The 24197-nt window shown below is 63.0% G+C and carries 19 protein-coding genes; 17 read left to right on the top strand and 2 right to left on the bottom strand.

Annotated elements, in window-relative coordinates; genetic code table 11:
• Positions 1-611 precede the first annotated feature (611 nt).
• The 17 genes from JWS13_RS32595 (at position 612) to JWS13_RS32515 (ending at position 21406) form a co-directional block, all read left to right on the top strand.
• On the top strand, positions 612-1994 hold the full coding sequence (locus JWS13_RS32595) for an MmgE/PrpD family protein (RefSeq protein ID WP_206009462.1): 1383 nt from the start codon (positions 612-614) through the stop codon (positions 1992-1994).
• 14 nt (positions 1995-2008) lie between these two features.
• Complete coding sequence (locus JWS13_RS32590) at positions 2009-3373, top strand: MmgE/PrpD family protein (protein ID WP_206009460.1); 1365 nt, start codon at positions 2009-2011, stop codon at positions 3371-3373.
• A 98-nt stretch (positions 3374-3471) separates the two neighbouring features.
• The gene (locus tag JWS13_RS32585; RefSeq protein ID WP_241032432.1) at positions 3472-4647 is read left to right on the top strand and encodes a thiolase family protein; all 1176 of its coding nucleotides are present in this window, start codon (positions 3472-3474) and stop codon (positions 4645-4647) included.
• Between the two features lie 14 nt (positions 4648-4661).
• Complete coding sequence (locus JWS13_RS32580) at positions 4662-5093, top strand: Zn-ribbon domain-containing OB-fold protein (protein ID WP_206009458.1); 432 nt, start codon at positions 4662-4664, stop codon at positions 5091-5093.
• Positions 5090-6490, top strand: a complete 1401-nt coding sequence (locus JWS13_RS32575) for an MmgE/PrpD family protein (RefSeq protein ID WP_206009456.1) — start codon at positions 5090-5092, stop codon at positions 6488-6490. The genes JWS13_RS32580 and JWS13_RS32575 overlap by 4 nt, the downstream gene beginning before the upstream one ends.
• A complete protein-coding gene (locus JWS13_RS32570; RefSeq protein ID WP_206009454.1) occupies positions 6487-7731 on the top strand; it encodes a CaiB/BaiF CoA transferase family protein in 1245 nt (414 codons plus the stop codon). The genes JWS13_RS32575 and JWS13_RS32570 overlap by 4 nt, the downstream gene beginning before the upstream one ends.
• A 40-nt stretch (positions 7732-7771) precedes the next feature.
• On the top strand, positions 7772-8953 hold the full coding sequence (locus JWS13_RS32565; protein ID WP_206009452.1) for an acyl-CoA dehydrogenase family protein: 1182 nt from the start codon (positions 7772-7774) through the stop codon (positions 8951-8953).
• A gap of 9 nt (positions 8954-8962) precedes the next feature.
• Complete coding sequence (locus JWS13_RS32560; protein ID WP_206009451.1) at positions 8963-9436, top strand: MaoC family dehydratase; 474 nt, start codon at positions 8963-8965, stop codon at positions 9434-9436.
• The gene (locus tag JWS13_RS32555; protein WP_206009450.1) at positions 9436-9900 is read left to right on the top strand and encodes a MaoC/PaaZ C-terminal domain-containing protein; all 465 of its coding nucleotides are present in this window, start codon (positions 9436-9438) and stop codon (positions 9898-9900) included. The genes JWS13_RS32560 and JWS13_RS32555 overlap by 1 nt, the downstream gene beginning before the upstream one ends.
• A 13-nt stretch (positions 9901-9913) precedes the next feature.
• Positions 9914-10798, top strand: coding sequence for an alpha/beta fold hydrolase (locus tag JWS13_RS32550; protein WP_206009449.1), 885 nt, complete (start codon positions 9914-9916; stop codon positions 10796-10798).
• Positions 10795-12066 carry an MFS transporter gene (locus JWS13_RS32545; RefSeq protein ID WP_206009448.1) on the top strand — a complete coding sequence of 424 codons (1272 nt, stop codon included), beginning with the start codon at positions 10795-10797 and terminating at the stop codon, positions 12064-12066. The genes JWS13_RS32550 and JWS13_RS32545 overlap by 4 nt, the downstream gene beginning before the upstream one ends.
• A gap of 61 nt (positions 12067-12127) precedes the next feature.
• Entirely contained in the window at positions 12128-12934 is an 807-nt protein-coding gene (locus tag JWS13_RS32540) for a FadR/GntR family transcriptional regulator (protein WP_206009447.1), read from the top strand.
• 644 nt (positions 12935-13578) lie between these two features.
• Positions 13579-14409, top strand: a complete 831-nt coding sequence (locus tag JWS13_RS32535; protein WP_206009446.1) for an ABC transporter ATP-binding protein — start codon at positions 13579-13581, stop codon at positions 14407-14409.
• A gap of 86 nt (positions 14410-14495) precedes the next feature.
• Positions 14496-15284, top strand: a complete 789-nt coding sequence (locus JWS13_RS32530; RefSeq protein WP_241032430.1) for an ABC transporter permease — start codon at positions 14496-14498, stop codon at positions 15282-15284.
• Positions 15285-15453: 169 nt separating this feature from the next.
• Positions 15454-16530, top strand: a complete 1077-nt coding sequence (locus JWS13_RS32525; protein ID WP_206009443.1) for an ABC transporter substrate-binding protein — start codon at positions 15454-15456, stop codon at positions 16528-16530.
• Positions 16531-16853: 323 nt separating this feature from the next.
• Positions 16854-17636 (top strand): FadR/GntR family transcriptional regulator, encoded by a 783-nt coding sequence (locus JWS13_RS32520; protein WP_206009441.1) that lies wholly within the window; start codon positions 16854-16856, stop codon positions 17634-17636.
• 485 nt (positions 17637-18121) lie between these two features.
• On the top strand, positions 18122-21406 hold the full coding sequence (locus JWS13_RS32515) for a protein kinase domain-containing protein (RefSeq protein WP_206009439.1): 3285 nt from the start codon (positions 18122-18124) through the stop codon (positions 21404-21406).
• A 306-nt stretch (positions 21407-21712) separates the two neighbouring features.
• Here JWS13_RS32515 and JWS13_RS32510 read toward each other — a convergent pair whose 3' ends face one another.
• Both JWS13_RS32510 and JWS13_RS32505 read right to left on the bottom strand, forming a co-directional pair.
• Entirely contained in the window at positions 21713-22759 is a 1047-nt protein-coding gene (locus tag JWS13_RS32510; RefSeq protein ID WP_275957311.1) for an NAD(P)-dependent alcohol dehydrogenase, read from the bottom strand.
• Positions 22760-22853: 94 nt separating this feature from the next.
• On the bottom strand, positions 22854-24194 hold the full coding sequence (locus JWS13_RS32505; RefSeq protein WP_206009435.1) for an MFS transporter: 1341 nt from the start codon (positions 24192-24194) through the stop codon (positions 22854-22856).
• Between the last annotated feature and the right edge of the window lie 3 nt (positions 24195-24197).

Raw genomic sequence — 24197 nt, 5'->3', positions numbered from 1 at the left:
CCGCCGCCCTATCTGCAAGCGGCGGGCCACGAAGTCTGTTCAGCAAGAGATGGCAGACGGCGGGATATGGGAATCCGACTCGCCTGGCATCGCGCGCTTCCGCTTAAGGCGGTCTAACGCGCTTTCCGTAATGAAGCGTGTCCGCACGGGGCGCGGTTGCGGTAGAGACCATCGGCGGCCCGGAAGCCACTATATATGGCAATTGACACGCTGTGCAAGGTCTAACATTTAACAGTCAGTGCATCGCGGGGCAAGATCACACCGGATCGGGGAACTGCATAGCCTCGGCCTGGCCGCGTATCGATTCACGCAATAGCAGAGTTGACAGGCAGCCGGGAGGTCGACCCGTACGGCACAACTCGACTTCGTCGATGCACACCGGACCTACAAAACAGTCTCTCGCATCCCACCCGTTTCTCAGATCGAGCCCGCCGATCCGAGTCGTCGGCGATGCCACTACACAGGCGTGACAGGGAACCTCGTTCGGTGCACCAGGGGCACGCGCATGCGTTCTCACCCGAAATACGAGGGTTGTGATACCCAGAATGTAATGTCAGACTATTATCTGAATGGTAAAGATTTTGACGGGCGAATGGATGGTGGTGTAGCGCATGATGGCGCAAGAGGATCTCGCGAATGTGTTTGGGCGATACGTAACAAAAGCGACATACCGGTCCCTCCCGGAGGAGGCGATCCGCTCCGCTAAATACAGCACTCTCGACACCCTTGGTGTGATCCTGGGCGCGAGCGGTCTCATGGACGTCATGCCGGCCATCGTCGAACTCACCAGGGAATGGGGCGGCAAGCCGGAAAGCACACTGTTCGGCTTCGGAGGGAAGCTCCCCGCTGTCTCCGCCGCCTTCGTCAACGGCTCCATGGGTCATGGCCTCGATTACGACGACCATCTGCCGGAAGGGCACCATCCGAGCGTCACAGTGCTACCGGCGTTGCTCGCCGTGGCGGAACGCAAGGGTGACGTGACGGGCGAGGACTTCATCACCGCCCTGGCGGTCGGCCAGGACCTCTTCGCGCGACTCCGCAAGAACGTCACGTGGAAGCAGGACTGGTTCATGACCCCGGTCGTGGGGACGCTCGCCTCGGCGGCGGCATGCGCCAAGCTGCTCGGTCTGGATGCTAAGCAAGTGGCCGACGCGCTCGGCATCGCCTGCACGCAGGCTGCTAGCACGATGCAGACCGCCTACGGCACCGGCGGCGATCTACGTGGGATGTACGGCGGGTTCGCCGCGAAGGCCGCGGTGCTCTCGGCCCTGCTGGCCGAGAAGGGTGTCAAAGCCACATCGACCCCACTCGAGGGTCACGCCGCTTTTCTGCCGGTCTATTTCGGTGAGTGGGACCGTGACGCGATGGTCGCCGATCTCGGCAGCGAGTTCCAAGGCTCGACCATCCTTTACAAGATGTGGCCTAGCTGCGGTCTCACGCACGCCTACATCGACACCGCGCTCCGACTGATGGGCGGACCCGGTCGCACCGACGAGATCGAGAAGATCGAGGTCTTCGGCGGCGATTTCGCGAAAAAGCTGAGCGAGCCGTCGGAGTTCCGCCGACGGCCCCCGACCTCGAACGACGCCAAGTTCAGCATCCCCTTCACGGTCTCGCTCGCATTACTGAACGGGACGGTGGGAGTTGGCGACTTCTCGCCGGAGCGCCGCGCGGATCCGCTCGTCTACGAAGTCGCGTCGAAGGTCGTGTTCGTCGACGACCCCCAGTACAACTGGGGCAAGGAGCTACCCGCGGGGGCTGTCCGACTCATCCTCAAGGACGGTCGCGAACTCTACGGCGAGGCCAGGCACGACGAGACTCCCGGCGCTGCCCACAACCCCCTCGGTTGGTCACAGCTGGTGACGAAGTTCGAGGACTGTGCCGCCCACGCCACCCGTCACTTCGCGGACACCGAGATCAAACAGCTCGTTACCACCATCGACCAGCTCGAGTCCGTCGCCGACGTCGCGGTCCTCACTCGCCAGCTCGGCTGACCCCGGACGATTCCATGGACAAGCTGCTTACCTCACTGGTCGACTTCATCCAAGCGACCGACTTCGAGACGCTCACCCCCGGCGCCGTCCGCGCCGTCGTACGCCATACGACAGATACCGTCGGATGCGGCGCGGGAGGCTTCGCCAGCCAGCCCGCAGGCATCGCCCGCGAGGTCACCCGCGGTATCGGCGGACCTCTCGTGGCGTCGATGTACGGCGAGCCGGAGAAGTACCTCGTCGACCAGGTCGCCTTCACCAACGCCACAGCCGACCGCTATCTCGACTTCAACGACTTCGGGGTCTCGGGACACCCGAGTGACATGATCCCCGCCCTGCTCGCGATGACCGAGGCGATGGGGGGGACCGGCGCCGACGCCGTCACCGCGATCTACCTCGCCTACGAAATCGCGACCCGGCTGGCTGAGGCGGTGCCCCCCGATGGCGGATGGGATCAAGGGGTGTATTGCTCGCTCGGCATCGCCGCCGGCCAGGCCAAGATCCTCCGGCTGCCTCGGGAGAAGATCGCACACGCCCTCTCCCTCGCCGTCGTACCCGGCATCCCGCTGCGGGTGACCAGGTTCGGCGAGCTATCCGAGTGGAAGGCAGCGGCCACCGGCCATGCCGCCATGACAGCGACATTCGCCGTCCGACTGGCTGCGGCCGGGATGAGTGGGCCTTCCGAACCGTTCGAGGGCAAGGATGGACTACTCGAACGGGTATGGCCCACCTTCGATCTCACACTGACAAGAGCGGACCCGTCGGCCATCGAGCGAGCCAGCCTCAAACGACATCCGGCCTGCTACTGGGGTCAGGTGCCCGTCGACCTGGTCACCGAGCTGCGCGACCGCGCCGCCCTCTCCGAGATCGTTGCGATCGACGTGGCGACCTGCGCGAACGCGTGGCGCTCGATCGGGGGCGGCCGAGGCGACGCCGCGGAGAAGTGGCGTCCACCAACCCGCGAAACCGCAGATCACAGCATGCCCTACCTGATGGCTGCCGCTTTCGTCGACGGTGAACTGTCGGATGCGGCATTCACGAGCGAGCGGCTGACGGATCCCGAACTCTTCTCGATCATCGACCGCATCAGTGTGGTGGAACGTTTCGACCTGACGAATCGAGCGACCCGGGACAGTTGCCCGACCGAACTCACCCTGACCATGGTGGACGGTTCGACATTGTCGGCGGCCGCCGACGTGCCACGCGGTCATCCGGCGAACCCGATGAGCGATGCCGAGGTGCGTGAGAAGTTCGAGTCACTGGCCCTCCGTGCCCTCGCTCCCGATCAGGCAGGTGCCCTTGGGGCCCTGCTCGCTCGGCTGCCCGAACTCGAGTCTCTCGACGCAGTCACGACCCTCTTCCGTGCATTCGAACGCCGGTGACCCTTGACACCAACCTCGCCGACGAGTCTAATGTCAGACATACATCTAAGTGTCAGTCAAATTCCTCCTTGTAAACGAAGGGCAACGGTGACGGAATCATGAAGCCGATCGCGTCCGTGGTGGGAATCGGGGCCCTGCCGGTCGGCAAGCACCTCGACAAGCTCGAGCACGAGATGATGGCCCAGGCGCTGGTCGCGGCAATAGCCGACGCAGGCCTGACCAAGAAGGACATCGATGCGCTGATCTTCTCCACTCCGCGCCCCTACGCGGACCAGCGGTACTTCGGGACGTTCATGGCCGGATACCTCGAGATGGCGGTGGGTGACATCCTGATGGAGGTCCTGGGCAACGGCCTGACCGGCTCCATCGCCTTCGACGTCGCACTCGAGCGTGTCGCCTCGGGCAAGGCCAAGGTCGCCGTAGCTCTCGGCGTCAACAAGGAACTGCACGTCCCCACCGGTGAGCACATGACCTGGTCGATGCGGGCCGTCGGTGACGTGGACTTCCACGTTCCTTTCGGCGTCACCCCCATCGCCTGGTATGCGTTCAACGCGGTGCGCTACATGCACGAATATGGCCTCACCCGTGAGGAACTCGCGTCGATCCCGGTGAAGAATCGCTATCACGCCTCGATGAACCCGCTCGCGCAGATGCGCAAGCCGATCACCGTCGAGGACGTCGTCGCGGCGAGGGACATCGTCAAACCGCTCGGCCTGCTGGACGTGCCCCCGCGGTCCGACGGGGCGGTGGCCATCGTGATCGCGGATCCAGATTTTGCCCGTTCCCTGGGCACCCGCTACGTCGACGTCGTCTCGCGCGGCTTCCATCACGAGGGCATCCACCAGGTGTCGAGCCGACCGCGTCCGCTGACATGGTTCGAGTCGGCGGAGATCGCCTCCGGGAAGGCGTACGACGAGGCCGGCATCTCGGTCAACGACATCGACTTCGCCGAGGTCTACGCTCCCTGCTCCATCGTCGAACTGATCCTGAGCGAATCCATCGGACTGTTCCCCAAGGGCACCGGCGGCGCCGCCGCCGCTAGTGGGGCGACCACCATCGGCGGCCAGGTACCGATCTCGCCGTCCGGCGGCTGCGCCAGCCGCGGACACCCGCCGCACGTGACACCCCTCTACAACGTCTACGAGGCGGTGGAGCAATTGCGCGGAGAGGCAGGAGAGCGTCAGGTGACTGGCGCCGGAATCGGCGCCGTCACCGGCGAACTCGGCGACTACAACGCCACGATGATGCACATCCTCACTGGCCACGGCGCGTGAACGGAGTCAGACTGATGCCAATCCAAACGACGGGGACAACGCTGGCCTACCCGCCGCGGGTCACCCCTTTCACCGAACCGTTCTGGCAGGGACTGAACGACGGAGTCCTTCGGACCACCAGGTGCCGCGAGTGCTCCCACATGACCTTCCCACCCAAGCCCATCTGCCCTGAGTGCTGGAAATCCGAACTGGACTGGGTGGATTTGAGCGGCCGAGGCACCCTGTACAGCTACACCGAAGTCTCGGCGGCCCCTGCGACTTTCGCCGACGAGGTCCCGTATGTGCTGTGCCTGGTCGATCTCGACGAGGGAGTGCGCTGCCTGAGCAGGATCCTCGCGCCGTGGGAGGCCCTCCGGCCGGACCTGCGCGTAAAGATAAAGGTCCGCCAGTCGAAACCAGTTCGACTGTTCGACTTCGAAATCGACAAGGCCGAGGAGACCCGATGACCGAGAGCACCGTCGACCTGGCGGAACGGCTGGCCGAGCACGCCGTGCGCCAGAGCTACCCCAACCTCAATCCAGCCACGATCGAGGCGGCCCTCGAGGTCCTCTTCGACACACTGGCCTGCGCACTCGGCGGGCTCCACTCCCCCGGCGTCCCCCAGGCACGCACCGCACTGTCCACCTGGGGTACCGGTAACGCCACCATCTGGGGCACCTCGGACACCGCGCCGGCGCCATTCGCGGCCGTGGCCAACGGAGGTGCACTGCACGCACTCGACTACGACGACACCGACGACGCGGTGCCGCTGCACGCTGCAAGCGTCGTCCTCCCGGCACTGGTCGCGGACCTGGAGGAAAATCGGCCCGACTGCGGCGGCCAGGAGTTCCTGACCGCGCTGGTCGTGGGCCTCGACGGCGCAATGCGGGTCGGCCGGGCCGGTGGCCCCAAGGGCAGTCGGGGCTGGAACTACAGCGTCGTCAGCGGCGGTATCGGAGCCGCGCTCGCGATTGCCCGCCTCCGCCGGTGGGACGTCGCCCAGGCAGTAAGCCTGCTCGGGCACCAGCTCGCGCAGACATCGGGCAGTCTGCAGTCGATCATCGACGGCACCCTCGCCAAGCGTTTCCAGCCCGCCGTCGTCGCCAAGGACGTCCTCTTCGGTGCAGCACTGGCCGGTGCTGGTGTCGACGGCCCACGCAACGTCTTCGACGGCCGCGCCGGCTTCATCAACCTCTACCAGGACGGCCAGTTCAACCGCGACATCCTCCTCGAGGATGCCGAACACGCCGGCTACCTGACCGATCTCAGCCTCAAGCCCTACCCCGCATGCCGCTTCACACATGCACCCATCGACCTGACGCTCCGAATCCGCGAATCCGGGATCACACCGGAGGCCGTCGAGCACATCACGTTCGACACAAGCGGCCAGGCGTTCAACATGGTCGGCCGGACCTTCGATCCCGCTACTGCCAACATCGTGGATGCACAGTTCTGCATCGGCTATACCGCCAGCGTCGCACTGCACCGCGGCGCCGTCCTGATCGGCGACTTCGCCGACGAGGCACTGCGTGACCCGGTCGTCGGTGGGTTCGCGGCCGAACGCATCACCGTCCGCCCCACCGAAGACGTCGATTTCCTGGCCATGGCGCCGGTGACAGCGACGGTCCGGCTCAAGGACGGCACCGAGCAGACCTTCGTCGGTAAGACCGTCTCCGGGAGTCCGGAGCACCGCCTTACCGTCGATCAACTGAAGGCCAAGGCGGCCGACTGCTTCCAGCACGGCGGAGCAGCCGTGACCGTTGAGGAACTGTGGGACACCGTTCAGGTGCTGGCGCAGGATGCTCCAGTATCGAGGCTCCTCGAACTACTTGCGCGACCGTCGAAAGGACCGGCCCCCCGATGAACGATCACACCCCTGTGCGGGAAGGTGTACTCGACGGCATCAAGGTCGTCGAACTCTGCCACCTCATCGCCGGACCCTACTGCGGGATGCTCCTGGCCGATGAGGGTGCCGACGTAATCAAGGTCGAGCCGCCCCAGGGCGAACTGACCCGTAGTCGCGAGCCGATCCGCACCACCGATCAAGGCACCATGTCGGGGTACTTCGCCTCACTCAACCGGCGCAAGCGCAGCATCACCCTCGACCTGAAGTCCGAATCCGGTTCCGCGCTGCTCGACCGGCTGCTGGCCGATGCGGACGTGTTCATCACGAACATGCGTGGCGGAGCGCTGGGCCGCCTCGGGATCCACCCGTCGGATCTTCAAGAACGCTACCCAGAGCTGATCGTGGTCAGTATGAGCGGCTTCGGCTTGTTCGATGCCGGTCTCGACGCCAACCGTGCCGGCCTGGCGATGGTGGCCGAGGCGCTGTCCGGCACCACCGGCCTCACCCGGGATCGTGAGGGGCGCCCGACCTGGTGCGGGTTCGCGCTCGGCGACATCGTGACCGGTATGACCGCGCACTCCTCGGTGCTGCTCGGGCTGCGTGAGCGCGAGCAAACCGGTCGCGGACGCATGATCGACCTGTCGCTGACCGAATGCACGCTGCCGCTGGCGACCGTGGCCCTCGCGCGCGTGCAGTCCAGCGATGCGCACCTGTCGAAGGTCGCCGGGGCAAACGACTTCCACGGTGTCCCCTACGGGACGTTCGCAGCCGCGGACGGCTACTACAACATCGGAGTCAACCGGGACGACTTCTGGGCGCGATTGTCCCGAGCGATGGGACAGCCCGAACTCGCCGACGACCCGCGGTACGCGACCTACGTCGAACGCTCCCTCCGGCAGCGTGAAGTCGAGGAATTGCTCGAAGCCTGGAGTACCCAGTTGACCCGGGCGCAGGTCGTCGACGCCCTCACCGCGGTCGACGTCCCCGTCGCACCGGTCCTGACGATGAGCGAGGTGCTCGACAACCAGCACTTCGCCGATCGAGGAACCTTCGTAGAGGTGGACGACGCGATCGGTGGCTCGCTGAAGCAGCCGGATGACCCGACGGGGTTCGCGGTGCCAACCCCGGCCCGCGTGCCGCGTCTGGGTGAGCACCGCGACGCCATCCTCACCGAAATCGGTGTGGAGCAATCCCAGATCGAGTCGCTGGCCGAAGGCGGGGCATTCGGCGCCGCGCCCCACGTCAACGCGACCGCATGAGCCAACCCACGGGCAAGATAAGAAAGGTTCGAAAATCATCATGACTGTTGAGAACTCCACTGAAGCGACGACGGCGACCCTGGACGACGTGCTCCAGGCCGCCAAGGCGGTCACCTCCCGCTTCAACAACGACTACTACCGGGAGGTCGACGAGAAGGAGGCCTTCCCCGAGGAGTTCGCGAAGGCGGCGGAGACGGCCGGCCTGCACTCCGTGATGATCCCGGAGGAGTACGGCGGCTGGGGTCTGGGTGTAACCGAGGCGTCGGTCATCACCGAGGAGATCAACCGCTCCGGCGGTGCCGGAGCCGCCATCCACGCAGCGATGTTCGCGATGGGAATCGTGGTCAACCACGGCTCGGAGGAACTCAAGAAGAAGTGGCTCCCGCAGATCACCAGCGGTGACGTCCGACTGACCACCTTTGCCCTGACCGAGCCGAACGCCGGCACCGATACCTCCAAGCTGGCCACGACAGCCCGCCGGGACGGCGACGAATGGGTCCTCAACGGCCAGAAGGTGTTCATCTCACGTGCCGCCTACACCGACCTCATGGTGATCATGGCCCGCACGAGCCCCTCGCCCGACCCGAAGAAGCCCGGTCTCGGCATCTCCTGCTTTCTGATCGACATTCGCGACGTCGACCCCGCACGCCTGGCGATGAAGAAGATCCCGTTGATGTTCAACCATCACACCTACGAGTTGTTCATCGACGATCTGCGGGTTCCGGCCGATTCGCTGATCGGCGAGGAGGGTGTCGGTTTCAAGTATCTCTTCGACGGGCTCAACGCGGAGCGTATCGTCATCGCCGCCGAGTGCATCGGTGACGGCAAGTGGTTCATCGAGCGGGCAGTGAAGTACGCCAACGAGCGTGTGCTGTTCGGCAAGCCGATCGGTGCGAACCAGGCCATCCAACATCCGATCGCCAACGGGTACGCCCACTTGGAGGCGGCCGATGCGATGCGCTGGAAGGCTGCCGCTGCCTACGACGCCGGCGCCGACAACGCTCCCGCACTCGCTAACATCGCCAAATACCTTGCCTCCGAGGCATCCTGGGCACTGGCTCAGACGTGCATGCAGACCTACGGTGGCTACGGTCTGGCGAGGGAGTACGACATCGAGCGGAAGTTCCGCGACAACCGCGTGTTCCAGGTCGCCCCCGTCTCACCGAACATGGTGCTCAACTACCTCAGCCACAAGGTGCTGGGGATGCCGAAGTCCTACTGAGGGGTCGGCGTGGACGGGCTGTATTTCGAGGATTACTACGAAGGCCAGCGAATCGAGACACCGCGACGCACGGTCACCGACTACGACATCTCGGCGTTTGTGAATCTGTGTGGGTTCCTCACACCGACTTTTATGGATCTGGAGTACGTCAACCTGCCCGAGCACTACGCCGGCCGCATCGCCCCTGGCATGCTCACATTGTCGTTCGCCGAAGGCCTTATTCTCTCGGCGGGGGTTACGCGTGGCACCGGGCTTGCGCTTCTTGGACTGACCCCGACATGGAAAGCGCCGGTATATGCCGGCGACACCATCCAGACCCAGATCAACGTGGTCTCCAAGCGGCTGACCTCACGCGGTGACCGGGGGGTGGTGACGACCGAGAACGTCGTCGTGAACTCCAAGGGCGCAACGGTGGCGACCTACACGTCCGTGCGCATGATCAAGAGCAAGACATTCGGATCGACGCCCGAGGAGGAGAACTGATGGGCAACGCAACAAAGCCGGCCTTCTATTTCGAGGATTTCGACATCGGGGACACCTTCACCACCCCCAGCAGGACGGTCGGGCTGGCGGAGGTCGCGACCTTCGCCGGCCTCTCCGGTGACTACAACCCGATTCACACCGACGCCGAATTCGCCAGCAAGAGCCAGTTCGGCGAACGCATCGCGCACGGCGTGTTGGGCATGAGCGTGCTGACCGGACTCGTCACGCGACTCGGTGTTTTCGAAGCCGGCACCATCGCCCTGCTCGGTATCGAGGAATGGCGGTTCAAGGGACCGGTCTTCGACGGCGACACGATCCATGTCAAGGTCCTCATCGAGGACAAGAAGCTCACCAGCGACGGTAAGCGGGGCGTGTTGCGACGGCGATACCAGCTGGTCAATCAGCGCGAAGAGGTTGTGCAGGAAGGTGTTATGCCGCTGCTGATGAAGTGCCGGCCCGAGTGATGGAGGCGGGCCGATGACCGCCAAGCTGGACGTCAACGTCGAGCATTCGTGGAACTCGGCCTATCTCACTCCCCCCCGCACTGAGCGTGTTCGTGCCGGCGGCGCCGAGATCACCGTGAACTGTTGGGAAGGCCGAAGCGGTCGAGGGGGACCCGATGTGGTGCTAATCCACGGTGGGGCGGCCCAGCGCCAATGGTGGGACCACCTGGCCCCGTTCATAAATGGAGCGGGGCGGGTGGTCGCACTCGACTTGTCGGGGCATGGCGACAGCCAACACCGGGAGCAGTACACCCTGGATGCATGGTCCGATGAGGTGGCCGACGTCGCGGAAACTTTCTGCCGTCCCCGCCCACTGCTCGTCGGACACAGCATGGGCGGTCTCGTAGCGGTAAATGCGGCTCAGCGTCAGTTGGACCTGTTCGGTGCAGTCCTGGCGCTCGACAGCCCCCTTCGGCGTACGTCCAACAGCTACGCGGAGCGGCGCCAGAAGATCGCTGCCCGACCGGTGAGATCCTTCACCTCACGAACCGAAGCACTCAATGGCTACAAGACCTTCCCACCCGTTACCGTGGCTCCTGCTGAAGTGATGAACCACATCACGCAGACCGCATTTCGGCGATCGGGTGATCGGTGGGCGCTCAAGTTCGACCCCCGCATCTATCTGCGACCCCAGGTCCCCGACGACTTCGTCCGACCAGCGCGAATACCCACCTGGTGGGTGCAGGCCGAGAACGGCTTCGTCGACGAGGCGATGGCCCAGCGGATCCACGAGTCACTCGGTCCTGCAGGAGCACTACTGCGGGTCCCCGGTGCAAGTCATCATTTAATCCTCGAACAGCCTCTGGCAGCTGCGTGGATCATCAGCCTCTTTGCTCAGCACCCTGGGCATACCGGATGAGCGAGTCTGGGACGACTGGCATCCTGCCGCAACGCAGCTGGACATCACGCGTGAGCCGTCCGTGGTTCGCCCGATTGATGGTGGTGACCTTCGTTGCCCAGTTCATCAGCTCGGCGATCCGGCCATTGATTACCTACGAGAGCCTCGCGGCGGGTGCGGGAGCGGTGCAGGTCGGTGTCATCACCGCGGCGTTCTCTGTACTAGCGCTCGTCGTGGCGCTTCCGCTCGGAAAGGCGGTCGATCGTCGAGGCGAGACGGGGTTCCTCGTACTCGGGGGGGTCCTGGTGTGCTCAACCCTGCTGTCCCTGCTTGCCCCGTCGAGCCTGCTGCTACTCGGGGTGTGCAGTGCGTTTCTCGGCCTGGGCCACCTGATCTTGGTCGTTGCATCGCAGACGTTGATCGCCAAAGGAAGTGAACCGAAACGGCGTGACACCAGATTCGCCACGCTTACGACAGTGAACGCAGTCGCCCAGATCGTTGCACCGGCCATGACCGGCTTCCTGGTCGGCGAGGTGACCGGCAGCCACGGCGAGTCGGCCATCGACATCCCGAACAGTCACATCGTGCTCACAATCGTTTCCGGCATGGCGGTGGTGGCAACATTGTCAGCCATCAGCCTCAAGATGTGGCCGGGATCGCTCATGCAGCGTCCCGTATCAGACATTCGGCCCGGACGGGGAAGCTTCTCGTCGGTGATGCGATTGCCTGCTGTGCCGGCGGCGATGCTGGCCAGTCTCACGGTGCTCACCTCGATCGATCTGCTGGTGGCCTTTCTTCCCGTTTTCGGGCAACAGCATGGGCTCTCACCGCTCACCGTCGGATTGCTGCTAGCTACCGAGGGTGTTGCTGCCATGGTGGTGCGAATCTGGATGGTCCGGCTGATCACCCGGTTCACACGTCGACGGCTCCTAATCGGCACCATGACCCTGGCAGCAATCAGCCTCTCCAGTTTGCCGGTGCTCGGAATGCTCGATAGACCCGGCCCTGCGCTTTTCGCCGCCATGGCGTTGGCCGGACTGGGGCTGGGAATCGGACAACCCGCAACGATGGCGTGGGTAGCTGCGCAGACACCCGTCCATCTGCGGGGTACGGCAGTCAGTATCCGGCTGAGCGGCAATCGTCTCGGTCAGGTCGTTGTGCCGATCTCGGCGGGCGCCCTTGCCGGTGGCCTTGGTCTGGCTGCTGCCTTCTGGTGGCCGGCCGTGCTCCTCCTTGTCTCCGCCGGCCTCATTGTGCGAACTCCCCGTACAGCCGATCCATCCATGTGAGGACCCGGCCCTGTAAATTGTCAGGCTATAATGGTGACTGTCCCGGACTACTGGAGCGCATATGTCAAACAGCACTAGCGGTGGCATTGCCCAGCCGCCGATCCTCGGGCAGAAGGTGCTGCGCCCCCGCCAACAAGTCGAAGACGCGCTGCGTAAGGCCGTCCTCGACGGCCAACTCCGCACCGGGGACCGCCTCCCACCGGAGACGGAACTCGCCCGACAGTTCAGCGTCAGCCGTCCCACCATCCGCGAGGCACTCTCCGCACTCGAGACCCAGGGCCTGATCCGCAAAGTCCCCGGCGCCGGCGGCGGAAGCTTCGTGCAAGCCGTCGACCACACCGCCCTCGGCGAGGTCGTCCAGGAATCGATGCACAACCTCCTGCGACTGGGCAGCGTGAGCTTCAACGAGGTCGCCATGGCCCGCCAGCACCTCGAGATACCAGTAGCGGTCCTGGCCGCCCAAAACCGCACCGACGCCGACGTCGAGGAACTCCGCGCGATCCTGTCCGAACAGAAGCGGCGGACGGTCGACGACCCGATGATCCCGGAACTCGACGCGCGGTTCCACATCACGATCGCGCGGATGTCCGGCAACCGGATCCTCGCCTCCCTGGTCTACGCCCTCCACCACGAATCCGAACCCGTCGGACACCTGGACCTCTCACCCAGATTGGGCCGCGATACCTACGCCCAACACCAGCGCATTGTTGACGCGATCGCCAATCAGGATCCCGAAGCGGCCGAGCGTGCGGTCACCGAGCACCTGAGCTACCTACGCGACCACATCCGCAGAAGCATGGACGCGAACGACAAGGTTCCCGCCCAGCCGTGCCCGACAAGCGCCCTGACAACAGGCATCTCAGCTTGAACTGAGCGACTCACCGGTCGGGGTGTGGTTTGTCGCAGAGCCGTTTTGCCACCGAATTCTTCTGCCCCAGCAGATAACCCGAAGCTGCGCATTGCTGCTACCCCGTGGGTCGAATCCACCCAGGCAGACCGATCCCCCCTTCATCCCATCCCGGGACATCTGTCCCATTAGCGTTGGGCACAGCGACCCGACACGCGGCCGGCTCGTCCGACTGCGACGCACCCATTGTCACCCTCAGATTCGATGCCGTCACGAATCAGCCCTGACATCGAGGGGTAGACACAACGCAGCGTGCGGGGACCCAACGCGCTGGGCCTACACATACGCGTGGTTCGCAGGTTGCTTCGCGCCGGGAGTCGAAGCACACCTCATTTTCTCGCGGAAATGCGGTAATTACCAGCACCGATGGAAGGCCGCAGCTGTTGCTGGGGGGTGGAGAATTGGCACCCTCGACGACGCCACAACACACCCGCTGCCAAAAGCTGATGTTTAACCCGATATCTATTGACTTACATTCGCTGTGATGTCAGTCTCATAGGGCGCGGAGTCGTTTTGCCCGATTCATCCGACCCGCCTCCCTTCCGTTCAACATCACGAGCGTCCTCAGACGCCGCCGTGGAATGACGACAAGTAGGAATCGAAAGATGCCGAATGCAAGCACGCCCGTGGCGACTCATATGGCGACGCACACGGTCAGACCAAAGATCGAGTTTCAACGGCTCGGCAAGCGATTTCATCGCAAGAGTCAAAGCGTCACGGTAATGGAGGGGCTGGATCTCACCGTCAACGAGGGCGAGTTCGTTTGCGTCGTCGGCCCGAGCGGCTGCGGTAAGTCCACGCTACTCAACATGTCTGCCGGCCTGATGCTGCCGTCAGCTGGCAAAGTGCTCTACGACGGTGCCCCAGTTCCCGAGCCGAACACCAAGGTTGGGTACGTCACCCAGAAAGACAACCTGATGCCGTGGCGCACCGTTACGGCAAACATCGCACTGCCTCTCCAAATCCGCAGGATGGGCAAGGACGCCATCCGGAATCGGGTCGCCGAGATGATCGAGCTTGTGGGCCTCGCCGGATTCGAGAAGGCCTACCCTGGCGAACTCTCCGGCGGCATGCGCAAGCGTGTGACGCTTGCACGGACCTTGGCCCACAAGCCCGAGGTCATTTTCGCCGATGAACCGTTCGGTGCGCTCGATGCGCAGCTCAGGGGGATCATGCAGCAGGAACTGCTGCGCATCTGGGCTGCGTCGAAGTGCACGGTCGTCTTCATCACGCACGACATCTCCGAAGCCGTAGCCCTCGGCGACCGGGTCGTCGTGCTTTCCGCGCGCCCCTCACAGGTCAAGGTGGATGTCCCGATCGACCTCCCGCGTCCGCGTGATTTGTCCAAGCTCCGTTTCGACCCTCGATTCAGCGAGCTCAACGAATACCTGTGGTCCGTTCTCTCGGAGGACCTGAACGAAGGTGACGAGGTATGAAGAATACCGCTGAAGCGGTCGATGTCCTGACCGCACACCCCGACCAAACGCCGACGGCCGTCGAGGAGCGTCCGCACGACGAGACCGTGTGGCTCGACGAGCCTCGTTCCGGAAGCAGCCGCTGGCTTCACCTCGCAGCTATCCAGCTGGGACGAATCGGGATCGTCGTCGCGATTCTGGCGATCTGGGAATTCATCTCGGGACGCTGGGTCGACGAGTTTTGGATTTCGAAGCCGTCGGCCATCTGGGAGGTGCTTTGGGGATGGATCTCCTCCGGGGACATTCTGATCCACCTGCAGACGACGCTGACCGAGATGCTCCTCGGCTTAGTCTTCGGGGCCGTCGGCGGAATCACGGTCGGATTTGTTCTGGGTCGTGTCGAATGGCTTGCTCAATTGCTCGACCCCATTGTCACAGCAATCTACTCGTTGCCGAAGGTCGCGTTGGCACCGCTATTCATCCTGTGGTTCGGTGTCGACCTCGCCTCCAAGGTGGTGCTGACCGCAGTCGTCTGTTTCTTCCTGGTCTTCTACAACACCTATGCCGGCGTGCGGGACGTCGACAAGGACCTCGTCGACGTGGTCCGCGTTATGGGCGGCAGACGAAGCGACCTGCTCTTGAAGGTGGTACTTCCCAGCGCCGCAGTCTGGATCTACACCGGACTACGACTGGCGGTACCTTATGCGCTGATCGGAGCCGTAGTCGGTGAGATCGTTGCATCCAACAAGGGATTGGGATTCCTGCTCGCCCGTGCAGCCGGAACCTTCAACACGGCCGGCACCTTCGCTGCATTGTTCATCCTCATGCTGATCGGGACACTTCTCAACTTCATGGTCGACTGGTCCGAGAGGATCACAGGACGACGCACAAGTTGAACGCAACGGGAACGGGGCTACGCCTGGTCACCCCGTCTCCGGCCTGGGCCTCGTGCCCGCCGAACAACTCGCGATCCAGGCCCCGCGTTCATCCCCAACTCCGCGATCGTCTGCTAGTCGCGAGATCTCCACAGACGGCGTCACTTCGCCACGTATCGAAGGGAAAGTCATGATCAAGAGCCGTGCGCGAAAGACTGCCATTGCCGGCGCCTCATCAGTAGTGATGTTGCTCGCCGGCTGCGCCGGGGGTGGTGGGAATTCTGCCGACCCCGGTGCTGCCGCAACCGGTACCTGCCAGGGCGCGCCGATCAGAATAGCCCAAACCGCACCCAGCTTCGTCTATTTGCCCTTCTACGTCGCGGAAGGCGCCGGATACTTCGAGCAGGAGGGCCTCGTCCCGGAAAGCGTTGAGGTGCACACCGGATCAGGAATCGTCGCAGCTGCAGTCAGTGGCAGCGTCGAAGTGGCACTCGTAACCGCGGGCGAGGTGTACGTCGCCCGCCACGAAGGAGCTCCTGTCAGAGCTTTCGCCCAAGTCGAGAACCTCGGCACCAATGTGATCATCAAGAAGTCGATCTTGGACGATCTCGGTATTACTGAGAATTCTTCCGATTCCGAACGACTCCAGGCACTGAAAGGCCGGCGCATCGGTGTTACCGGCAGCGGCAGCGGCAGTGACCAACTGATCCGCTACCTCGCCGCGGCGGGAGGAATGGACCCCGACAAAGACATGGAAATCATCGCCACCGGTAGCGGCGGGAGCAGCGTTTCCGGCTTCACGGGTGACCGCTTCGACGCGATTGCCATCTCGTCACCACAGTCAGATATCGCGCTGCAGCAGGGACAGGGCACGTACCTGTACAACATCGCTAACGGCGACTACAAGCCGCTCGCGAACAACCTTTACATCACCGCCATGGCCTCCGACCGAACAATCGCGCAAAAGTCCGACGTGCTCGAGTGCTTCACCGCGGCCCTCGCACGGGCACAGAAAGTCATTCACGAGGATCCTGAGACGGCCGCCAAGATCGCCCAGCCGTTCCTGGGCACCATAGACCCGACGATCTACGCAGAAGCATTTCAGTCGAATCTCCATTCATGGCCGGCAAGCCCGGTGATCGATGACAGCGCTGCCATGGCGGCACTGAGGTTCCAGAACGGGGTCATGGGCGGCAACGGTCTCAGCGAGGACCTCCTCAGCGAGGCTGTGGACACCGATATCGCTACCGCGGCCACGTCCCAGTGAGGCTCCGGGTCTCCTGGACGTAGGTCTGCAATGCCGCCTTCGGTCGCGGAGGGCGGCATTGCAGACATGTCGTCGGTGGCGGGTGTGGTCTGCTATGGGTCCTACCGCCCGCCCTACTCCACCGCCGTGGCAAGTGGGTTGGAGAGACCCTTCCCGGATAGCACGGAGCACCTGGCCTGGAAATCCGGGACGCCCAACATGTGGGGTGGCCCCTTTCTCCCCGATCCGGGACGCTTGCGGTGCGAGCCGAGTCGCTCCACCTCATATGAAGGTAGTAAACTGTCGGACTAATGCAATCCTCGTCCCAGATTTCTGGAGGGCATATGTCAAACAGCACCATCGGTGGGGTTGCCCAGCCGCCGATCCTCGGGCAGAAGGTGCTGCGCCCCCGCCAACAAGTCGAAGACGCGCTGCGTAAGGCCGTCCTCGACGGCCAACTCCGCACCGGGGACCGCCTCCCACCGGAGACGGAACTCGCCCGACAGTTCAGCGTCAGCCGTCCCACCATCCGCGAGGCACTCTCCGCACTCGAGACCCAGGGCCTGATCCGCAAAGTCCCCGGCGCCGGCGGCGGAAGCTTCGTGCAAGCCGTCGACCACACCGCCCTCGGCGAGGTCGTCCAGGAATCGATGCACAACCTCCTGCGACTGGGCAGCGTGAGCTTCAACGAGGTCGCCATGGCCCGCCAACACCTCGAGATACCAGTAGCGGTCCTGGCCGCCCAAAACCGCACCGACGCCGACGTCGAGGAACTCCGCGCGATCCAAGCCGAGATGAAGCGGCGGACGGTCGACGACCCGATGATCCCGGAACTCGACGCGCAGTTCCACATCACGATCGCGCGGATGTCCGGCAACCGGATCCTCGCCTCCCTGGTCTACGCCCTCCACCACGAATCCGAACCCGTCGGACACCTGGACCTCTCACCCAAATTGGGCCGCGATACCTACGCCCAACACCAGCGCATCGTCAAGGCGATCGCCAACCAGGATCCCGAAGCGGCCGAGCGTGCGGTCACCGAGCACCTGAGCTACCTACGCGACCACATCCGCAGAAGCATGGACGCGAACGACAAGGTCCCGATCTCAGGCACTCTTCCGTCGTGACATTTCCACAGGGAAATGGACATCGGAAAAAGGTCCCGTAGTTGTTGCTACAACGCATGATCCTGCTTACCCAACAACGGCGAGATTCATGGAACTGCTCGACTGCCACGGCCGACAGTAATCCGCCACATCTAAGATGGACGGTCCCGTCTCGGGTTGCAGCTGCGGCGATACCCTGATCCGCCTTCGACCCACCGCGACCTTTTCACCCGAACGGCAGGGCCTAGAGTCCTGGTCGTAAGTGGCCGTCGGGTCGCCCTGCGGGCTGTGGTTCAGGGTCACGTTCACCACGGCACAGTGTTCGCCATCGCCACTGTTGTCCGATCGAACCCACCAGACTCGGACAGATTGATGACGCCCCGGGTTCCGATCGATACACGATGTGCGCGTCGTAGCGGAGGACGGAGATATCCTGGTGACACGCCGACGCGCCGACAATGGAGTGACCAGTTGTCTGGATCGTGTGGCTGGAAACGGGATATCCAATGAGTGACAGCGACCCCTTGCACACACATCGTGCGGCACTTCCATTCATCGCCGACGAGCTCAGTGCTTGCGGCTTCGCCGATATCAACGAAATCGGGAGCGGGGGGTTCGGAGTCGTCTACCGGTGCACACAGACCGCGTTGGACCGGACCGTAGCGGTCAAGGTGCTCACCACCGATCTGGATGATGACAATCGGGCGCGGTTCTTCCGGGAACAGCGGGCGATGGGCCGACTGTCAGGACACCCCAATATCGTCGGCATTTTCGAGGTCGGAGCAACCGAGCGTGGGCGCCCGTACCTGGTTATGCCCTATTATCCGCGCGACTCGCTCGACGCCCAGATTCGTCGGCGCGGCCCGCTCAAGGTGCAAGAAGTTTTATACCTCGGGGTCAGGATGGCAGGTGCGCTGGCAACTGCGCATCGGGCCGCCATCGTGCACCGGGATATCAAGCCCGCGAATATCTTGCTCACCGATTACGGTGAACCAGTCCTAGCAGATTTCGGTATCGCGCACGTAACCGGCGCCTTCAAAACAGCTACTGGCACTGTCACTGGTTCGCCTGCCTTCACGGCGCCGGAGGTCCTCAGTGGGGACTCCCCGACCACCGCTGCTGACGTCTATGGGCTGGGCGCCACTCTCTTCACCGCATTGACCGGACACGCCGCATTCGAGCGCCGTAGCGGCGAGCAGGTGATGGCACAATTCCTGCGAGTCACCACACAGCCGGTACCGGACTTGCGCGTGCACGGGTTCGACGAAGAGTTGAGCGCAACTATCGAACGTGCCATGTCCCGGACTACGGCGGACAGGCCGACTTCGGAGGAGTTCGGCGAGATCCTGCAGCAGGTCCAATCCCAACGTGGATGGCCCATCGACGCAATGGCGGTGCACACCGGACACGGCGACAGGCAGGGCAGTCCCTTTCCGGCTCCGCAGCCACGACTGGCCCCGCAGGCCGTTAAAGGTCACCAATATGACCTTCCGGCGGATCTGACCAGTTTCGTCGGCCGACGCAACGAGTTGACCGAGGGAAGGCAACTCTTGTCCGCGTCACGGCTGGTTACGCTGACTGGGATCGGCGGAGTAGGCAAGACACGTCTCGCTTTCCAATTGGCCGGCAGCGTGCGAGGCGCCTTTCCCGACGGCGTATGTCTGGTGGAACTGGGGGAACTCCGAGACGAGCACCTATTGATACCAGCCGTCGCCACGGCGCTCGGCGTGCGCCACGAAGGAACGAGCCCGCTGCCTGTCCTCGTGGAGTATCTCGCTGCCAAGAAACTGCTGCTGGTGCTCGATAACTGCGAACAAGTGATCGACACGGCCGCGACGATGGCCTTGACCCTGCTGCGTTCCTGCCCCGGGCTGAAAATCCTTGCCACCAGCCGGGAGCGCATCGGTATCGAAGGAGAATCGATACTCCGGGTGCAACCGCTGAGGGTCCCGGATCCAGATCGGGCCCCGCCGCTGCAGGACCTCGTACACTACGAAGCGATCACTCTATTCGCCGAGCGGGCCGCCGACGCCGTGCGGGGCTTCGCGTTAAACGACAGCAATCACACGACCGTCGCCCGGATCTGCCACCGGCTGGACGGCTTGCCGTTGGCACTCGAGTTGGCGGCGGCTCGGTTGCGGTCGATGTCCCTCGAACAGATCCTGCAGCGCCTGACCGACCGATACACATTGCTCACCCGTGGAAGTCGGAGCGCGCCGACCCGCCAGCAGACCCTGAGGTGGAGTATCGACTGGAGCCATGATCTCTGCGCTGCGGCCGAACAACAGCTGTGGGCAAAATTGTCGGTATTCGCCGGCACCTTCGACTTCGACGCAGCCGTGCACGTGACGGACGGCACCGTAGAGCCCGACGAGTTACTCGAGCAGGTCGCATCGCTGGTGGACAAATCGATCTTGCTCCGTGAAGAGTTGGAGCCCGGGGCGGTCCGATTCCGCATGCTCGAGACACTTCGCGATTACGGGCGAAATCGACTGCAACAGGCCGGTGAGCATCGGGCAATGCAGTACCAACACCGCGAATGGTATCGGCGGCTGGCACTCGATGCCGAGAGCGAGTGGATCAGCCCACGCCAACTCGACTGGCTTGCCCGTCTCGATCGGGAGCAACCGAATTTACGGGAAGCGTTGGAGTTCAGCTTGTCAACGACGGATCACGCCCGGGAGGGGTTGGAAATGGCCGCCGCCCTGTTTCCATTCTGGTTCTCCCGAGGACATCTTACTGAGGGGCGTCGCTGGCTCGAGCGCGCATTGGCCAACGACGTGGACCAGTCACCTGCACTGCGCGTCAAAGGGTTCTACGCCTCGAGCATTCTTGCGACCAGGCAGAATGCACTTCAACAGGCATCCACATTGATCGGCCGAGGGCGTGAGATCGCGAATGATGTGGGGACGATACGAGATCGCGCCCTCATACAGCGAGCCGAAGGGTATCTCGCGTTACATCGCGGTGATCCGGGAGACGCAGTTTCCCTTCTGTCCCCGGCGCTGGACGAATTCCGCACCGACGGTGACCTCCTACTGCAGATCATGTCGCTGCACGGTCTCGGGTTGGCGCACCAACTCCTCGGTCAGTCGGATCAGGCCATCGCCTGCCTCGAAGAGGCCATTCAAATCGCCCGATCACACGGTGAGTCTGCGTCGCAGGGCCGTTCCTTGTGGACACTTGGACTGGTGTTGTGGCAAGAGCGCCACCGCGATCGCGCAGTGTCTCTGCTACGGGATGGACTCGAATTAGCACGACTGTCCGATGACCCCGCCGGAGCGACTTGGTGTCTTGAGATACTCGCCTGGATTGCAGCCGCCGAGAGCCATTTTCATCGCGCTGCGGTTCTCATGGCAGCTGCCGATACGCTGCGGCGGCAGGTTGGAATATCTGTGCAACAAATACCGAACTTGACCTCTGCTCACGACGAATGCGAACGCACCACGCGCCAAGGACTTGGTAATCGGGACTTCACCTCAGCAAGTCATGAAGGTGAAGCAATGACTTTCCGATCCGCCGTCTCATACGCCCTAGGGGGAAAAGCTACGACCTCACCATCACGCGGCAGCAACACGTCCAGCGTTCTGACGAAACGCGAGCAACAAGTGGCCGATCTCGTCACACGCGGTCTGACCAACAAGGAAATCGCCACCCAACTGGTGATCTCGCCACGCACCGCTCAAGGCCACGTGGAACATATCCTGACGAAACTCGGTGTAACGTCACGAGCGCAGATCGCCGCCTGGGTCGTCGAACAGCGTCCAGGATCCCGGCACCAGGACCGTTGATCGAATGGCGATTCCCGGGATAGATCCCCCATGCAAAGGTGGGCACATACCGAATCGACGTGGTGACAAGTTCTTGCCATAGTGGCCGAGCGATCAGCTCGGCCAGCTCGAGGGCGGTGGCACCACCTACGACCGACACACGACTGGGCAAGTTCAAGCGTCCCCAGGAATCTCGATTCGGAAAGCACTCCTGGCGAAATACTGCGTCGGCTATGGCGCAGGGTCTGGCACCTGCGCCATAGCCGACGACATCATGCAACCCTCACGAGGGTGGACACGTGCTCCGCACGGTCACGACGACGTCGGTCAGTGGTCGGCCATAGTTTTGATGTCGATCACGAACCGGAACCGAACGTCTCCTGCCACCACGCGATCGTATGCCTCGTCGATCTGGTCTGCGTCGATTACCTCGACAACCGCGCCAATGCCATGCTCTGCGCAGAAGTTGATCATCTCCTGGGTTTCAGACAAACCTCCGATTTTGGTGCCGGCGATCGAGCGCCTGTTGTGCCGGAGCGTATTGAGCGAAATGCTCGGTGGCGTCTTCGGCAAGCCGATGCAGACAAGGGTGCCGTTCATCGCTAGCAGATTAAGGTAGGCATCGATGTCAAAGTTCGCCGGCACGGTGGAGAGGATGAGATCAAACGACTCAGCTAAATCCGCAAATGTGTCTGCGTCGGTGGTTGCGCGGTAGTCGTCGGCACCGAGGCGAAGGCCGTCAGCGCGTTTGGCGAGCGACAGGTCGAGCACCGTTGTGTGTGCACCGAGCGCCTTGGAAATCTGAACTCCAACGTGCCCAAGTCCACCGAAACCGAGTATGGCTACGCGCTTGCCCGCCCCGGCATTCCAGTGCACCAGGGGTGAGTACTGAGTGATGCCTGCGCAGAGCAGGGGTGCCGCGCTCTGCAATGGAATTGCCTTCGGGATACGTACCACGAAATCCTCGTCGACAACGATCTTCTCGCTGTAGCCGCCCTGGGTAGTCTCCCCGTCCCGGCCGACCGAGCCGTAGGTGGCGACGTATCCGCTACAGAACTGTTCCCGTCCTGCACGGCAGTGGGCGCAATCGCGGCAAGAGTCGACTAAACAGCCGACCCCAACCCTGTCCCCGACCGAGAACCTCGTCACCTCCGACCCAACAGCCGATACAATTCCCGCAATCTCATGCCCCGGCACCAGCGGGTACGCCTTCGTCCCGGAGTCGCTGCGAGCGTGGTGGATATCCGAGTGACAGATACCTACGAAGGCAATGTCGATGAGGATGTCGCGGGCGCCTACATCGCGGCGCTGAATCGTTACCGGTTTGAACGCCTCCCCAGGACCAAAGGTGGCACGTGCATTTACGGTAATCATTCTTCTCCTGTACTTTTCACCTATGAAAGGGGGCAATATATGCTCGGCTTTAGGGCCGAGCCGGACGCTCCCGCCCACGAGCGTCTGTGGAGTGTTAGGTCCCCATCTGGGATTTCACGACGGTTTCAGGTACCTGGACTTCGGTACGTGATCGCCTAGCACCCAACGAGCTACGAAGTTCGGTGTCCTTGGTTTCAGGAGTGAAGATGATCACGAGCAACCCGAACACCGCAATTGCGATGACGTAGTAAGCAGGCGCAAGAGGGGTACCCAAACCGCTGACCAATGCGGTGGCAATCAACGGCGCGGTTCCTCCGAAGATGGCATTTCCGATGTTGTAGGCGATCGCATGTCCCGTGTAGCGAACGGCAGTCGGAAACAGTTCCAGCATTACTGTGAACCCCGCCGACGCGAAGAGGGCAACCCCGACCGCAATGAGGAGCTGTCCCCCGTAGGCGCCAGCTACTGTTCCGGATGCGGCGAGCTTGAAGGCGGGGTACGAGGTGACGGCGAGCCAGGCAGCACCGGCAAATAGCACAGGCTTTCGTCCCATGCGGTCGGCAACTACACCGAACACGGGCATCAGGAAGGCCATTGCAACGATCGCGACAGCGTTCGACAGCAGCGCGACGGTATTCCCTAGTCCCGCGACCTTGACCAGGAAGGTGTACATATAGCCCAGGATCAAGTACGCAGCAACCGCTTGGACGGAGACGAGCAGAGTGACGATGACGATCGATTTGAGGTTCGCACTCACGGCGGACCGGATGGGATTCTGCATCGGCTTCTCACGGGCCGCTTCTGTGAATTCTTCAGGATCGTCGAGACGACGTCGCAGCCAGAGGCCAACCGCGGCAAGGACGCCGCCGAGGATAAAGGGTAGTCGCCAGGCCCAGTTTTCGTAGGCATCGTCGCCCACCGCCGCACGCAGACCGAGGATGAGGATGCCGGTGATCGCGGCGGGCAAGAATGCAAAGCAGGCAACGATGCTGACCCATCGGGCACGCTGACCGTCGGGTGCTGATTCGATTGTGTAGCTGTAACTTCCGCTGGACTCACCTCCGTGCGAGAAACCCTGGGCGAGGCGGCAGAGGAGCAGCAGCGCCGGAGCCAGCAGTCCGACACTGGTATAGGTGGGGAGCAGTCCGATTGCCATGGTAGCGACGCCCATGAGCAAAACGGTGATCGCGAGCACGTTAATTCGGCCCATCCGATCACCTAGGTAGCCGAACACGAGACCGCCTACGGGCCGCATGAAGAAAGCGATGGCAAAGACTGCAAATGTGCCCATGAGGGCGGCAGCCGGATTCGCTTGTGGGAAGAAGTGGAACGCAAGGACCGGCGCTGAGAACCCGTATACGAAATAGTCGTACAGTTCCGCAAAGTTGCCGATAGCCGCGCCGGCGATGCGACGGCGGCCGCTGACAGCCTTCATATT

This window comes from Rhodococcus pseudokoreensis (assembly GCF_017068395.1).
GTDB lineage: Bacteria > Actinomycetota > Actinomycetes > Mycobacteriales > Mycobacteriaceae > Rhodococcus_F > Rhodococcus_F pseudokoreensis.
The sequence above is the reverse complement of the archived record's forward strand: the minus strand, read 5'-3'. Positions and strand labels throughout refer to the sequence as shown.

What these genes read in the sequence shown, in the direction of transcription:
- JWS13_RS32585 (WP_241032432.1), top strand. Translation starts at nt 3,472, where the DNA reads ATGAAGCCGATCGCGTCCGTGGTGGGAATCGGGGCCCTGCCGGTCGGC.
- JWS13_RS32590 (WP_206009460.1), top strand. Translation starts at nt 2,009, where the DNA reads ATGGACAAGCTGCTTACCTCACTGGTCGACTTCATCCAAGCGACCGAC.
- JWS13_RS32550 (WP_206009449.1), top strand. Translation starts at nt 9,914, where the DNA reads ATGACCGCCAAGCTGGACGTCAACGTCGAGCATTCGTGGAACTCGGCC.
- JWS13_RS32510 (WP_275957311.1), bottom strand. Translation starts at nt 22,759, where the DNA reads ATGATTACCGTAAATGCACGTGCCACCTTTGGTCCTGGGGAGGCGTTC.
- JWS13_RS32555 (WP_206009450.1), top strand. Translation starts at nt 9,436, where the DNA reads ATGGGCAACGCAACAAAGCCGGCCTTCTATTTCGAGGATTTCGACATC.
- JWS13_RS32580 (WP_206009458.1), top strand. Translation starts at nt 4,662, where the DNA reads ATGCCAATCCAAACGACGGGGACAACGCTGGCCTACCCGCCGCGGGTC.
- JWS13_RS32535 (WP_206009446.1), top strand. Translation starts at nt 13,579, where the DNA reads ATGCCGAATGCAAGCACGCCCGTGGCGACTCATATGGCGACGCACACG.
- JWS13_RS32595 (WP_206009462.1), top strand. Translation starts at nt 612, where the DNA reads ATGATGGCGCAAGAGGATCTCGCGAATGTGTTTGGGCGATACGTAACA.
- JWS13_RS32570 (WP_206009454.1), top strand. Translation starts at nt 6,487, where the DNA reads ATGAACGATCACACCCCTGTGCGGGAAGGTGTACTCGACGGCATCAAG.
- JWS13_RS32575 (WP_206009456.1), top strand. Translation starts at nt 5,090, where the DNA reads ATGACCGAGAGCACCGTCGACCTGGCGGAACGGCTGGCCGAGCACGCC.
- JWS13_RS32565 (WP_206009452.1), top strand. Translation starts at nt 7,772, where the DNA reads ATGACTGTTGAGAACTCCACTGAAGCGACGACGGCGACCCTGGACGAC.
- JWS13_RS32520 (WP_206009441.1), top strand. Translation starts at nt 16,854, where the DNA reads ATGTCAAACAGCACCATCGGTGGGGTTGCCCAGCCGCCGATCCTCGGG.
- JWS13_RS32525 (WP_206009443.1), top strand. Translation starts at nt 15,454, where the DNA reads ATGATCAAGAGCCGTGCGCGAAAGACTGCCATTGCCGGCGCCTCATCA.
- JWS13_RS32545 (WP_206009448.1), top strand. Translation starts at nt 10,795, where the DNA reads ATGAGCGAGTCTGGGACGACTGGCATCCTGCCGCAACGCAGCTGGACA.
- JWS13_RS32540 (WP_206009447.1), top strand. Translation starts at nt 12,128, where the DNA reads ATGTCAAACAGCACTAGCGGTGGCATTGCCCAGCCGCCGATCCTCGGG.
- JWS13_RS32515 (WP_206009439.1), top strand. Translation starts at nt 18,122, where the DNA reads ATGAGTGACAGCGACCCCTTGCACACACATCGTGCGGCACTTCCATTC.
- JWS13_RS32505 (WP_206009435.1), bottom strand. Translation starts at nt 24,194, where the DNA reads ATGAAGGCTGTCAGCGGCCGCCGTCGCATCGCCGGCGCGGCTATCGGC.